Source organism: Crossiella sp. SN42, assembly GCF_023897065.1.
Taxonomy (GTDB): domain Bacteria; phylum Actinomycetota; class Actinomycetes; order Mycobacteriales; family Pseudonocardiaceae; genus Crossiella.
The window spans coordinates 150082-163366 of sequence record NZ_JAMHIV010000021.1; the positions used below are offsets into that span (position 1 = coordinate 150082).

At 71.9% G+C, this 13285-nt stretch carries 14 protein-coding genes; 12 read left to right on the forward strand and 2 right to left on the reverse strand.

Going from position 1 to position 13285, the window contains the following annotated elements; translation table 11 throughout:
* Positions 1-74: 74 nt before the first annotated feature.
* Genes M8C13_RS25265 through M8C13_RS25305 form a run of 9 tightly spaced genes read left to right on the forward strand, consistent with a single transcriptional unit; the run spans position 75 to position 8788 of the window.
* The gene (locus M8C13_RS25265) at positions 75-941 is read left to right on the forward strand and encodes a fumarylacetoacetate hydrolase family protein (RefSeq protein WP_252483165.1); all 867 of its coding nucleotides are present in this window, start codon (positions 75-77) and stop codon (positions 939-941) included.
* A 1-nt stretch (position 942) separates the two neighbouring features.
* Entirely contained in the window at positions 943-2241 is a 1299-nt protein-coding gene (locus M8C13_RS25270; RefSeq protein WP_252483166.1) for an enolase C-terminal domain-like protein, read from the forward strand.
* On the forward strand, positions 2241-2996 hold the full coding sequence (locus tag M8C13_RS25275; protein WP_252483167.1) for an SDR family NAD(P)-dependent oxidoreductase: 756 nt from the start codon (positions 2241-2243) through the stop codon (positions 2994-2996). Before M8C13_RS25270 ends, M8C13_RS25275 begins: the two co-directional genes overlap by 1 nt.
* 35 nt (positions 2997-3031) lie before the next feature.
* Positions 3032-4069 (forward strand): sugar ABC transporter substrate-binding protein, encoded by a 1038-nt coding sequence (locus tag M8C13_RS25280; protein WP_252483168.1) that lies wholly within the window; start codon positions 3032-3034, stop codon positions 4067-4069.
* Entirely contained in the window at positions 4066-5580 is a 1515-nt protein-coding gene (locus M8C13_RS25285) for a sugar ABC transporter ATP-binding protein (protein ID WP_252483169.1), read from the forward strand. The genes M8C13_RS25280 and M8C13_RS25285 overlap by 4 nt, the downstream gene beginning before the upstream one ends.
* On the forward strand, positions 5570-6598 hold the full coding sequence (locus tag M8C13_RS25290) for an ABC transporter permease (protein WP_252483170.1): 1029 nt from the start codon (positions 5570-5572) through the stop codon (positions 6596-6598). Before M8C13_RS25285 ends, M8C13_RS25290 begins: the two co-directional genes overlap by 11 nt.
* Positions 6598-6906 carry an L-rhamnose mutarotase gene (locus M8C13_RS25295; protein ID WP_252483171.1) on the forward strand — a complete coding sequence of 103 codons (309 nt, stop codon included), beginning with the start codon at positions 6598-6600 and terminating at the stop codon, positions 6904-6906. The genes M8C13_RS25290 and M8C13_RS25295 overlap by 1 nt, the downstream gene beginning before the upstream one ends.
* Positions 6903-7898 carry an aldo/keto reductase gene (locus tag M8C13_RS25300; protein ID WP_252483172.1) on the forward strand — a complete coding sequence of 332 codons (996 nt, stop codon included), beginning with the start codon at positions 6903-6905 and terminating at the stop codon, positions 7896-7898. Before M8C13_RS25295 ends, M8C13_RS25300 begins: the two co-directional genes overlap by 4 nt.
* Positions 7895-8788, forward strand: a complete 894-nt coding sequence (locus M8C13_RS25305; protein WP_252483173.1) for an amidohydrolase — start codon at positions 7895-7897, stop codon at positions 8786-8788. Before M8C13_RS25300 ends, M8C13_RS25305 begins: the two co-directional genes overlap by 4 nt.
* On the opposite strand, the gene M8C13_RS25310 is transcribed toward M8C13_RS25305, so the two are convergent.
* Positions 8738-9412: a FadR/GntR family transcriptional regulator gene (locus M8C13_RS25310; protein WP_252483214.1), complete on the reverse strand. Its 675-nt coding sequence runs from the start codon at positions 9410-9412 to the stop codon at positions 8738-8740. The genes M8C13_RS25305 and M8C13_RS25310 overlap by 51 nt on opposite strands.
* 292 nt (positions 9413-9704) lie before the next feature.
* Here M8C13_RS25310 and nagA point away from each other — a divergent pair, with 292 nt between their 5' ends.
* The 3 genes from nagA to M8C13_RS25325 all read left to right on the forward strand — a co-directional run bounded on the left by nagA (position 9705) and on the right by M8C13_RS25325 (position 12381).
* A complete protein-coding gene (nagA, locus tag M8C13_RS25315) occupies positions 9705-10838 on the forward strand; it encodes an N-acetylglucosamine-6-phosphate deacetylase (RefSeq protein ID WP_252483174.1) in 1134 nt (377 codons plus the stop codon).
* Between the two features lie 291 nt (positions 10839-11129).
* The gene (locus M8C13_RS25320; protein WP_252483175.1) at positions 11130-11630 is read left to right on the forward strand and encodes a type IV toxin-antitoxin system AbiEi family antitoxin; all 501 of its coding nucleotides are present in this window, start codon (positions 11130-11132) and stop codon (positions 11628-11630) included.
* Entirely contained in the window at positions 11623-12381 is a 759-nt protein-coding gene (locus M8C13_RS25325; protein ID WP_252483176.1) for a nucleotidyl transferase AbiEii/AbiGii toxin family protein, read from the forward strand. The genes M8C13_RS25320 and M8C13_RS25325 overlap by 8 nt, the downstream gene beginning before the upstream one ends.
* Positions 12382-12390: 9 nt before the next feature.
* Here the strand turns inward: M8C13_RS25325 and M8C13_RS25330 are convergent, their stop codons facing one another.
* A complete protein-coding gene (locus tag M8C13_RS25330; protein WP_252483177.1) occupies positions 12391-13266 on the reverse strand; it encodes an ornithine cyclodeaminase family protein in 876 nt (291 codons plus the stop codon).
* Positions 13267-13285 lie beyond the last annotated feature (19 nt).

A 13285-nucleotide genomic window follows, 5' to 3' on the forward strand; every position in this document is an offset into this window, starting at 1 on the left:
TAGACATCGGGTCGGCTAAGGCGATATACATCGGATGTCTGGGGATGGCTCCGGAGACGACGAGGAGTGACACCGTGCAGCTGCTGCGGCTTGGCGATCCTGGCAACGAGTCGCCCGCGGTGCGGGCCGAGGACGGCACGCTCCACGACCTGCGCCCGCTGACCGCCGACCTCACCGGCGAGTTCCTGGCCGCGGACGGGCTGGCCCGCACCGCCGCGGCGCTGGCCGCAGGCGAGCTGCCCGTGCTGGCCGATCCCGGCGACGGCTCCGGCCTGCGGGTCGGCCCGCCGATCGCGCGGCCCGGCAAGATCGTCTGCATCGGCCTCAACTACCGCGACCACGCCGAGGAGACCGGGGCGGAGCTGCCCGCCGAGCCGGTGGTGTTCATGAAGGCTCCGGACACCTTGGCCGGGCCGTACGACGAGGTGCTGGTGCCGCGCGGCTCGGTGAAGACGGACTGGGAAGTGGAACTCGGTGTGATCATCGGCAGCACCGCCCGGTACCTGGAGGACCACCAGAGCGCGCTGGCCTGCGTGGCCGGGTACGCGGTCTCCCACGACGTCTCCGAGCGCGAGTTCCAGCTGGAGCGCGGCGGTACCTGGGACAAGGGCAAGAGCTGCGAGACCTTCAACCCGCTCGGCCCGTACCTGGTGCCGGCCGGCGAGGTCGGCGACGTGCAGTCGCTGTCGCTGAAGCTCTCGGTCAACGGCGTGCCCCGGCAGGACGGCAGCACCAAGAACATGATCTTCTCGGTGGCCGAGTGCATCCGGTACCTGAGCCAGTTCATGGTGCTGCGGCCCGGCGACCTGATCAACACCGGCACCCCGGCCGGGGTCGCGCTCGGCCAGCCAGAGCCCAAGCCCTACCTGCGCGGCGGCGATGTGGTGGAACTGGAGATCGAGGGCCTTGGCAAGCAGCGGCAGACCTTTGGGCAGGCCTGACATGTCCTTGATCACCTCGGTGGACGTGCTCGACGTCCGCTTCCCCACCTCGCGCGAGCTGGACGGCTCGGACGCGATGAACCCCGACCCCGACTACTCCGCCGCCTACGTGGTGCTGAGCACCGACGACGGCGCGCGCGGCTACGGCTTCGCCTTCACCATCGGCCGCGGCAACGACGTGCAGGCCGCCGCGATCCAGGCGCTGTCCCCGCACCTGATCGGCCAGCCGGCGCCGACCGGCGCGGCCGAGCTGGGCGCGCTGTCCCAGCGGCTGATCGGCGACTCGCAGCTGCGCTGGCTGGGCCCGGAGAAGGGCGTGGTGCACATGGCGGTCGGCGCGGTGGTCAACGCCGCCTGGGACCTGGCCGCCCGCGCCGCCGGGCTGCCGCTGTGGCGCTTCCTGGCCGAGCTGACCCCGGAGGAGATCGTCAGCCTGGTCGACTTCCGCTACCTGCGCGACGTGCTCACCCCGCCGCAGGCCCTGCTGATGCTGAAGAAGGCGGAGCAGGGCAAGGCCGAGCGGATCGAGAAGCTGCTGGCCGAGGGCTACCCGGCCTACACCACCTCGCCCGGCTGGCTGGGTTACAGCGACGAGAAGCTGACCAGGCTCACCCGCGAGGCGCTGACCGACGGCTTCGGGATGATCAAGCTCAAGGTGGGCGGCAACCTGGAAGACGACGTGCGCCGGATGAAGCTGGCGCGCGAGGTGGTCGGGCCGGACTACCCGATCGCGGTGGACGCCAACCAGCGCTGGGACGTGGGCGACGCGGTGACCTGGATGCAGGCCCTCGCCCCGTACGACCCGTACTGGATCGAGGAGCCCACCTCGCCGGATGACGTGCTCGGCCACCAGGCCATCGCGCGCGCGGTCCGCCCGATCAAGGTGGCCACCGGCGAGCACGTGCACAACCGGGTGATGTTCAAGCAGCTGCTGGCCGCGGACGCGATCGACGTGCTCCAGCTGGACGCGGCCAGGGTCGGCGGGGTCAACGAGAACCTGGCCATCCTGCTGCTCGCGGCCAAGTTCGGCGTGCCGGTCTGCCCGCACGCCGGCGGCGTCGGGCTGTGCGAACTGGTGCAACACCTGGCGATGTTCGACTACGTTGCCGTCTCGGGGACGCAGGAGGGGCGGATGATCGAGTGGGTGGACCACCTGCACGAGCACTTCGTCGACCCGGCCACCGTGCGCGACGGCCGGTACCGGACGCCGACCGCGCCCGGGTTCTCCGCGGAGATGAAACCCGCCACCCTGCACGGATTCCGCTACCCGGACGGTCCTGAGTGGACGGAGACGCCCTGATGAGCAGCGAGTTCGACGGACTGGTCGCCGTGGTCACCGGCGGCGCGTCCGGCATCGGCCTGGCCACCGCGCGGACGCTGTCCGCGCGGGGTGCGAAGGTCGCCTGCCTCGACCTCAACCCGGAGGTCCCCGCGCCGCTGTTCGGCGTGCGCTGCGACGTCGCCGACGATGCCACCGTGGTCGCCGCGATCGACGCGGTGATCGCCGAGCTCGGCCGGATCGACGTGCTGGTGAACAACGCCGGGATCGGCGCGCAGGGCGATGTCGGCGCGAACACCGACGAGGAATGGGCCAGGGTGCTCGACATCAACGTGGTCGGCATGGCCAGGGTCAGCCGGGCCGCGCTGCCGCACCTGCGCCGCTCGCCGGCCGCCGCGATCGTGAACACCTGCTCCATCGCCGCCTGGGCCGGACTGCCCCAGCGGGCGCTGTACTCGGCCAGCAAGGGCGCGGTCTACGGCCTCACCCTGGCCATGGCCGCCGACCACGTGCGCGAGGGCATCCGGGTCAACTGCGTCGCGCCGGGCACCGTGGACACCCCCTGGGTGGGCCGCCTGCTCGACGCCGCGGCGGACCCGGCGGCCGAGCGCGCCGCGCTCCAGGCCCGCCAGCCCACCGGCCGCCTGGTTTCCGCCGACGAGGTGGCCAACGCCATCGCCTACCTCGCCGGACCCGCTTCGGGTGCCACCGTCGGCACCGTGCTCGCCGTGGACGGCGGGATGCACGGACTGCGGCTGCGGCCGCAGCCCAGTTGAGGTAGATCCACACCAGCGAGTCAAGGAGGACCGTGGTGCGTTCCGACGTCCGCAGGGCAGGGGCCGCTGCCGCCGCGCTGGCCATCGTGTTGGCGGGTTGCGGCACCACGAAAAGCCCAGGGGGCCAGCAGGGCGCCAGTGGCCCGGGTCAGGTCGGCGCCACCGTGCCGCTGCTGACCTCGCCGTTCTGGCAGGCCTACAACAACTACGTGCCGAAGATGGCCACCGAGTCCGGGGTGGAGGCGCTGCCCACGGTCAACGCCAACTCCGACCCGGCCAAGCTGATCACCGACATGACCAACCTGCTCAACCAGGGCGTCAAGGGCCTGGTGGTCACCCCGCTGGACTCCGCCGCGGTGGTCGCCGGACTGGCCCAGGCCGAGCGCAAGGGCGTGCCGGTGGTCGCGGTGGACGTGGCCCCGGAGAGCGGCAAGGTGGCCATGGTGGTGCGCGCGGACAACCGCGCCTACGGCACCAAGGCCTGCGAGCACATCGGCGGCAAGGTCAAGCAGGGCAAGGTCGTGCAGATCCAGGGCGACCTGGCCTCGGTCAACGGCCGGGACCGCTCCGAGGCCTTCCGCGAGTGCATGACCGCCAAGTTCCCCGGCATCCAGATCCTGGACCTGCCCGCGGAGTGGAAGGCGGAGAAGGCCTCCTCCGGCCTGGAGTCGCTGCTCACCGCGAACCCGGACATCAAGGGCGTCTACATGCAGGCGGGTGGGGTGTACCTGGCGCCGACGCTGCAGGCGTTGAAGCGCAAGGACCTGCTGCACCCGGTGGGCCACCCCAAGCACGTGGTGGCGGTCAGCAACGACGGCATCCCGCAGGAGTTCGAGGCCATCCGCAAGGGCGAGATCGACGCCACGGTGTCCCAGCCCGCCGACGCCTACGCCAAGTACGGCATGTACTGGATCAAGAAGGCGATGGCGGGGGAGACCTTCAAGGCCGGTCCGACCGACCACGGCAGCACCATCGTCGAGGTCCGGCCGGGCATCCTGGAGGACCAGCTGCCCGCGCCGCTGGTGACCAAGGAGAACGTGGACGACAAGTCGCTGTGGGGCAACCAGCTGTGAGCGCACCCACCGCGCCGGTGGTCGAAGCGCTGGGCATCACCCGGCGCTTCGGCCCCACCACCGCGCTCCACGATGTCGGGATCACCGTCCGCCCCGGTGAGTCGCACGCCCTGGTGGGGCGCAACGGGGCAGGCAAGTCCACCCTGGTGTCCGTCCTCACCGGACTGTCCAAACCAGACAGTGGAACGGTCGCGTTCAACGGCGAGCCCGCGCCCCCGGTGGCCGACCGGGAAGCCTGGCGGCAGCGGGTGGCCTGCGTGTACCAGCACTCCACCGTCATCCCCGAGCTGACCGTGGCGGAGAACCTGTTCCTCAACCGGCAGCCGGCCAGCCGCGGCGTGATCCGCTGGTCCGCGCTGCGCGCCGGGGCCGCCGAGCTGCTGGCCGCCTGGGGCGTGGACGTCTCGGTGGACGCGCTGGCCGGTGAGCTGGACGTGGAGCAGCGGCAGCTGGTGGAGATCGCCCGCGCGCTGTCCTACGGCGCCCGGTTCATCATCCTGGACGAGCCCACCGCGCAGCTGGACAGCCACGCGATCAGCAGGCTGTTCGAGCGCATGCACCAGCTGCAGGCCGCGGGGGTGACCTTCCTGTTCATCTCCCACCACCTGCAAGAGGTCTACGAGGTGTGCCAGGCGGTGACCGTGCTGCGCGATGCCAGGCACATCGTCACCGCCCCGGTCAGCGAGCTCTCCCGGAGCCAGCTGGTGGACGCGATGACCGGCGAGTCCGGCGGGCTCGCGGTGACCGACGCGGCCGACCGGGAACCCTTGCCGGACAACGCCCCGGTCGCACTCACCGTGCGGGGGCTCGGCGGTGACGGCTTCGCGGGCATCTCCTTCGAGCTGCGCCGCGGCGAGGTGCTCGGGCTGGCCGGCAGCAACGCCAGCGGCAAGCACCAGGTCGCGGAAACCGTGTACGGGCTGCGAAAACCGGTCGCGGGCACGGTGCTGGTGGCCGGCGCCCCGCTCAAGCCGGGCGACGTCTCGGCCGCGCTGCACGCCGGGATCGGCTGCGTGCCCAGGTCGCGGCACGACCAGGGCCTGGTGCTGGGCATGTCCATCGGCGACAACGCCACCATGAGCGTGCTGGACCGGCTCGGCGTGGCCGGGCTGGCCGCGCCGAAAACCGTGCGCGCCAAGGGGAACACCGCGATCGCCGAGTACGGCGTGGTGGCCAAGGAGGCCGACCAGCCGGTCAGCGACCTCTCCGGCGGCAACCAGCAGAAGGTCGTGATGGCCCGCGCGCTGGCCAACGACCCGGACGTGCTGATCATGATCAACCCCACCGCCGGGGTCGATGTGAAGTCCAAACAGGCCCTGCTGGCCGTGGTCGACCGGGCCAGGGCCGAGGGCAAGGCGGTGCTGGTCGTCAGCGACGAGCTGGACGACCTGCGCCCCTGTGACCGGGTGCTCGTGATGCGCGCCGGCACCCTGGCCGCCGAACACCAGGCAGGCTGGGCCGATGGCCAGCTCGTGGCCTCCATCGAAGGAGTCGAACTCGATGGCGAATGACACCGCCGTGCAGAACACCCCCGCGGCAGGCAAGTCCGCGCCACCACGACGGATCCGGCTGGCCAGGCTGCGTGACCTGGCGCTGCTGCCCGCGCTCGCGGTGGTGGTGCTGATCGGCGGACTGGTCAACGACCGCTTCCTCACCACGGACAACCTGGTCGCGGTGCTCGGCGCCTCGGCCGCGCTGGCCATGGTGGTGCTGGGCGAGACGCTGGTGCTGCTGACCGGCAAGTTCGACCTGTCGCTGGAGTCCACCGTGGGCATCGCGCCCGCGGTCGGCGCGCTGCTGGCCATCCCGGCGGCCAGCGGCATCGGCTGGTTCGACGACCCGCTGCCCGCCTGGCTGGCCATCCTCGCGGGGCTGGTGGTGGGCGCGGTGGTGGGGCTGTTCAACGGTTTCCTGGTGGTCAAGCTCCAGCTCAACGCGTTCATCGTGACCCTGGCGATGCTGATCATCCTGCGCGGCCTGCTGGTCGGCTCCACCGAGGGCAAGACCCTGTTCCAGATGCCGGAGGCCTTCTTCGCGCTGGCCACCACCACCTTCCTCGGCCTGCCCATCTCGGTGTGGCTGGCCGGGATCGCCTACCTGGTGGCCGGGTTCCTGTTGCGCTACCACCGGATCGGCCGCGCGCTCTACGCCATCGGCGGCAACGCCCAGGCCGCCCGCGCCGCCGGTATCCGGGTGGACCGGATCGCGTGGTCGGTGTTCGTGGTGGCCGGGGTGCTGGCCGCGATCGGCGGGCTGATCCAGACCGGTTACGTGGGCGCGCTCAGCGCGGGCCAGGGCGACCGGATGATCTTCACCGTGTTCGCCGCGGCGGTCATCGGAGGCATCTCCCTCGACGGCGGCAAGGGCACCCTGTTCGGCGCGCTCACCGGCGTGCTGCTGCTCGGCGTGGTGGACAACCTGCTCACCGCGGCCCAGGTGCCCTCGTTCTGGATCCAGGCGGTCTACGGCGCGGTCATCCTCGGCGCGCTGATGCTGGCCAGGATCGCCAGCGGGAAGGCGCAGACCTGATGGAGACGGTGCTGCACACCAGGCTCAAGCCGGGCAAGGAAGCCGAGTACGAGCGGGTGCACGCGAGCATCCCGCCGGAGCTGGACCTCGCGCTGCGCGAGGCCGGGGTCCGCTCCTGGCGGATCTGGCGCAGCGGCCGCGACCTGTTCCACCTGGTGGACTGCGCGGACTACGAGGCCATGCGGGCGCACCTGCGCGAGCACCCGGCCAACGTGCCCTGGCAGGCCAGGATGGCCGAGCTGCTGGAGGTGCCCGACGACTACTCGGGCGCCGAACCCGAGATCCGACTCGTCTGGGAGCTGCCGTGAGGACCGCGAAACTGGGCCGCACCACGGTGCCGGTGACCGCGCTGGGCTTCGGCGCCGCGCCGATCGGCAACCTCTACCGCCCGGTGCCCGACGCGGACGCGCACGCCGCGGTCCGGGCCGCCTGGGACGCCGGGGTGCGCTACTTCGACACCGCGCCGCACTACGGCCTCGGCCTGTCCGAACGCCGCCTCGGCGCGGTGCTGGCCGAGCACCCGAGGGACGAGTTCACCGTCTCCACCAAGGTCGGCCGCCTGCTCACCGAGTACGACGGCGGTGGTGACGACCTGGCCGACGGCTTCGCCGTGCCGGCCACCCACCGCCGGGTGTGGGACTTCAGCGCCGACGGCGTGCGCCGCTCGCTGGAGTCCTCTTTGGACAGACTGGGCCTGGACCGGGTCGACGTGGTGCTGCTGCACGACCCGGACAACCACTGGGCCGAGGCGGCCGGAAAGGGCTTCCCGGCCCTGGCCGAGCTGCGCGACCAGGGCGTGGTCGGCGCGATCGGCGTGGGCATGAACCAGTGGCAGCTGCCTGCCCGGTTCATCCGCGAGACCGACATCGACGTGGTGATGCTGGCCGGTCGCTACACGTTGCTGGAGCAGCCAGCCGCGGCGGAGTTCCTGCCGCTGTGCCTGGAGCGCAACGTTTCCGTGCTGGCCGCGGGCGTGTTCAACTCCGGCCTGCTCTCCCGGCACGAGATCCCGGTCAACGCCAAGTACAACTACGCCGAAGCGCCGCCGGAGCTGGTGGACCGGGCCAGGGCGGTCGCCGCGGTGTGCGAGCGGCACGGCGTCACGCTGCCGCAGGCCGCCATCCAGTTCGCCTTCGGCCACCCGGCGGTCGCCTCGGTGGTCATCGGCGCCCGCACCGGCGAGCAGATGCGGCAGAACGCCGAGCTGGTCGCCAACCCGGTGCCGCCGGAGCTGTGGGCCGAGCTGCGCGAGCGGGAACTGCTGGCCGCGGACGTGTCCGGGCCAGGTGAGCAGGCATGAGGATCGACGCCCACCACCACCTGTGGGACCTGTCGGTGCGCGCCCAGGACTGGCTGGCCGGACCGGAGATGGCGCCGATCAACCGGAGCTTCCTGCTGCCCGACCTGCACCAGGTCACCGCGGTCACCGGCATCGGGGCCACCGTGCTGGTGCAGACCATCACGGTGTCCGAGGAGACCCCGGAGTTCCTGGCCTTGGCCGAGGCGTCGGAGATCGTGGCCGCGGTGGTCGGCTGGACCGACCTGACCGCGCCGGAGGTGGCGGACGCCCTGGCCGCGCTGAAGTCCGGCCACGGCGGGCGCTGGCTGCGCGGCATCCGGCACCAGGTGCAGGGCGAGCCGGACCCGCGCTGGCTGTGCCGCCCGGACGTGCGCAGGGGCCTGTCCGCGGTGGCCGGGGCCGGGCTCAGCTACGACCTGCTCACCCGGCCGCACCAGCTGCCCGCCGCCATCGAGACGGTCCGGGCGCTGCCACAGCTGGAGTTCGTGCTCGACCACTGCTCGAAGCCGCCGATCGCCAGCGGCGAGCTGGAATCTTGGGCTGCTGACCTGCGCGCGCTGGCCGCCCTGCCCAACGTCACCTGCAAGCTGTCCGGCCTGGTCACCGAGGCCGACTGGACACAGTGGACGGTCGACCAGCTCCGTCCTTACACCGAGGTGGTGCTGGACGCCTTTGGCCCCGAACGGGTGATGTTCGGCTCGGACTGGCCGGTCTGCCTGCTCGCCGCGCCCTACGCCACCGTGCTGGAGACAGCCGAGGTACTCACCGATCGGCTCACGCCATCAGAACGGGCCGCCGTGTTCGGCGGCACCGCCCAGCGGGTGTACGCGATCGAGCAGTCATCCGAGGTTGCGCAGCCACTGCTCGACACCGGCGACGTGCACGGTTGACCAGGAGCGGGCCAGCTCCGGCTCGTGCGCGGCCAGCGCGTCCACGATCGCCCGGTGCTCGGCCACGGTCCGGTCCACCGCCCCGCCCTGGGCGATGCCGCGCCAGATCCGGGCCCGCACGGTCGGTCCGGCCAGCGTGTCCAGCAGCTGGGCCAGGTAGGCGTTTCCCGCGGACTGGGCGATCCGGCGGTGGAACTCCAGGTCCAGCTCGACCAGGCGCTCCACCGAGTCGGACTGCTCGGTCTCCTCGCACAGCTCGCGCAGCGCGGCGATGTCCTTCTCCTCGATGCGCACCGCGGCGATGGCCGCGCAGGCCGGTTCCAGCACCCGGCGGACCTCCAGAACCTCCAGCACGGACTCCTCGCCGCGGTGCAGGTCCAGCACGAAGCTCAGCGCGCCGAGCAGCTCGTCCGCGCGCAGGCTGGAGACGTAGGTGCCGTCACCCTGCCGCACATCCAGCACCCGGACCAGCGACAACGCCTTCACCGCCTCGCGCAGCGAGTTCCGGGACAGGCCAAGCCGCTCGGCCAGGTCGGCCTCCCTGGGCAGCCGGTCGCCCGGCTTCAGCTCGCCGGAGACGATCATTTCCTTGACGCGCAAGATGGCGTCGTCGGTAACGGCCACTGCCACCCCCGTTTCGCGAGCCGGTACACACCTCGGATGTTTCGCTCCAGTATGCGCCATGCCGCACGATCAGTTGCGCATTGCTCCATTTGGCGTAATCTGGGCCTGCCCGCCTCACCCCGCCCCCTCGGTGAGGCGGGCTCTGCTGTGTAAAGGGTCCCACCGTTCCTTCGTAGCTGGACGAATGCGCACACGTCGGGTTACCGTCATAATGGTCTAAACCATTGGAGGGTCATTGGACGCCGTAGTCGCTGCCCCGAAGGCGCTGTTGGGCAATGCCCTCTCCGGTCCGGTGACACTACGCATCCGCGACGGCGAGATCGTCGAGGTCGCGGAGAACCCCGGCTACCGAGGTGAGACCGAGGGCCTGCTCAGCCCCGGCCTGGTGGACGTGCAGATCAACGGTGCGGTCGGGGTGGACTTCGCCGACGTGGACGCCGCCGGGATGGCCACCGTGTCCGCGGCCCTGCCGCGCACCGGCGTGACCCGGTTCCTGCCCACCCTGATCACCGCCCCGCTGCCGGAGGTCCTGCGCCAGGCGCACCAGGTCCTGGCCGCCGCGGCCGCCCTGCCCGCCGGCGCGGGCGCGCGTCCGCTGGGCCTGCACTTCGAGGGCCCGTTCCTGTCCCCGCTGCGGCACGGCGTGCACAACCCCGAGGTGATGGAACCGCCCAGCGCGGACCGGATCGAGCGCATCCTGGCCGACCCCGCGGTGCACGCGGCCCTGCGCCTGGTCACCCTGGCCCCCGAGCAGCCGGGCGGCTTCGAGGCCGTCCGCCGCCTCACCGAAGCCGGCGTGCTGGTCGCGGTGGGCCACACCGACGCCACCGGCGCGCAGACCCGCCAGGCCGCGGACCTGGGCGCGCGCATGATCACCCACCTGTTCAACGCCCAGCGCCCCCTCGGCCACCGCGAGCCGGGCGTCCCCGGCATCGGCCTGGTCGACCCCCGCTACACCCTCGGCCTGATCGCCGACCTGGCCCACGTCGACGGCGACATCTGCAAACTGGTCTTCAACGCCGCCCCCGGCCGCGTCGCCCTGGTCACCGACGCGGTGGCCGCCGCGGGCATGCCCCCGGGCCGCTACCAGCTCGGCGGCGAGGACGTGGTGCTCACCGAGGAAGGCGTCCCCCGCTCCCCGGCAGGCACCATCGCCGGTAGCGCCCTGACCCTGGACCGCGCCATCCGCAACATGGTCGGCCTCGGCATCGACCCAGCCGTCGCCCTGCACGCCGCCACCACCGTCCCCGCCGACGTCCTCGGCGAGCCGACCCTGGGCCGCATCGCGCCCGGCGCGCGGGCGGACCTGGTGCTGTGGGACGCGGACCTGCACCCGCGCAAGGTGTGGGTGGAGGGCGAGCTGGTCTTCGACGCGGAGGAGTCCGCCCGCAGCACGGTCGCCCGCCTGCCCGCGGCAGGCAACTGAATCTTCCACCGCACAGGTGGGGGCGAGAGAGAACACGAGGGCCTCTGCACCGCAACCCGGGCAGGGGCTCTCGCTATGCCCGGACCGGCCTGACCCGGCATCATGACTGGCATGAGAGTAGGCTCCAAGCCTACGGAGGTGCCACTCATGAGTAGGCGACAACCGGGTCGACTGCCATCACGGCTACTCCGCCGCCCGCTGCGCCTCCTCCGGCCCCAGGACGCGGCAGAGAGCTACACGAACCCTCGCGCGGAGTTTGTCCGCCTTGCCAAGGCGGGAGTCCTGCACCGGGTGGCGACGGGTTACTACGTGCCGGTCCCCGATGATCACCTCGACCGTGCGTGGCTGCCAGAGCTGGAGTCCGTGGCACTGGGCACCGCGGCAGCCGACGAGGGAATCGGCACCGTCGCCCTGATGGGACTGAGTGCCGCGCGGATACACGGAGCCCTGCCGCGTGCGGTCGGGGTGGCCGTGGTCGCGGCGTCCCGCCACCGGGCGCCGCTGAGACTGGCCGACCGTGACGCGACTGTCCTTTATGTACGGCGTGACGTCTCACGGATCGACGTCGAGCGCCGTGACCTCGAACTGGGACAGGGCTGGGTGACCACGGCCGAGCAGACCGTGCTGGACCTGGCCGCCCGTCCCGAACTGGGCGGTTTGCCTGCCGAGGCCCGGGAAGCGATCCGTGGGTTGCTGCCGATGACCGATCGGCAACTGTTGGCCGAACTGGCCGCCGCGCAACGACGGCGCGCCACCCTGACCCGACTGCTCAGGGAGACCGGCAGTGCTTGATCCGGACGAGGAGTTCGGGGTCGCCCAGCGGTTCGGCGTCGCGCGCGCCCAGGTGCGCCGCGACCACCTGATCTCGCACCTGCTCGCCGCGCTCAGCGAACACGTCGCCGAGCAGGTTGTCTTCTTCGGCGGCACCGCCCTCTCCCGGAGTTTTGTGCCAGAAGGACGATTGTCCGAGGACATCGACCTGATCGCGGTCGGACGTCGGCGCGATGTCGTCAGCGCGGTGGAGCAATGCCTGGTGCGGGGAACACGTCGCGAGTACCCCGGACTTCGCTGGCGACAACGGCTCAGCGAGGTGCGTGATGTCGAGCCCGCCCTGCTGACCGCCCCGGACGGCACGACCGTTCGTGTGCAACTGCTCAACCCGGTCGGATACCCGGCATGGCCGACCGCGCCGAGAGCGCTTGACCAGCGCTATTCAGACGCACCGCCGGCGACACTCGTCATACCCGCACTCGAGTCGTTCGTCGCGTGGAAAACCGTCGCCTGGCTGGACCGCGCCGCATCCCGTGACCTGTACGACCTGTGGTCGCTGGCCCGTCTCGGCGCGATCGACCACAACTCCGCGACTCTGTTCGCCCGCCATGGACCGACGAACAAACCACCGGCCCCCGCGATGTTCGCCACCGCACCCGAAGAGGCCGAGTGGCGCCGGGATCTCAGCGAACAGACCCAGCTCCACGTCACGGCCGCCGAAGCGCTGGCCACGGTCCGCGACGCCTGGCGTGACGCGGTCACGACCAGCTGACCGGTCCGCTCATGTCAGCAACCGCGCCAACAGGAACGGCTCCGTCCCCGCCAGCCCCACCGAGGCGTACAGCGTGACGTCCCCGTCCGCCCGCCGCCCCACCTGAGCCCCACTCGCGACCGCCCCCAGCGACACCACCTCCCGCCCCGCCAGCAACGCCGAGGGCCGGTACCCGTCGAGCTGCGCGGGCGAGTCGGTGAACACCGCGTCCGCCCGCTCCACCAGATCCACCCCGAACTCCGCCCGCCCCACCTGCTTCGGCCCCACGGTCGTCACCGCCGTCCCCGGCGAGATCCACCCCGCCTCGATCACCGGTGCCCCGGCCGAGGTCGCCAGCACCACGATGTCCCGCTCCACCACCGCCTCCCGCGCCGAGCCCACCGCCTCCGCGGCCACCCCCAGCTCCGCCTGGACCCGCTCCGCGAACGCCCGCCGCCGCCCCGGATCCCGCGAGAACACCCGCACCCCCGTTAGCTCCCGCACCCCACTGATCGCCCACACCTGCGTCCACGCCTGGGCTCCCGCGCCCACCAGCCCCACGGTCCGCGCCTGCGGCCGCGCCAGCAGATCCACCGCCAGCCCGCCCAGCGCGCCGGTCCGGTGGCTGCCCAGCTCCTTGCCCACGGCCAGTCCCAGCAGCTCGCCGGAGGGCTCGGCGTGCAGGGCGACGAGCTGGGGAGCGTCGAGATGTGTTGGGTAGGAACGGAATCCGTACCACTGGCCGATGAGCCTGCCCGCGGTGAAGGTCTGCACGCCTGCGTGTACGCGGGGCGGGGCGAGGAGATCGCCGCGTTCGGCGGACAGGACGGCTTCGCGCATGGCGGAGACGGCGAGGGCGGGGGTGAGGCGGGCCAGGATCGCGGCGTCGTCCAGGACGGTGGTCATGGCCGCGATTCTGCAAGCT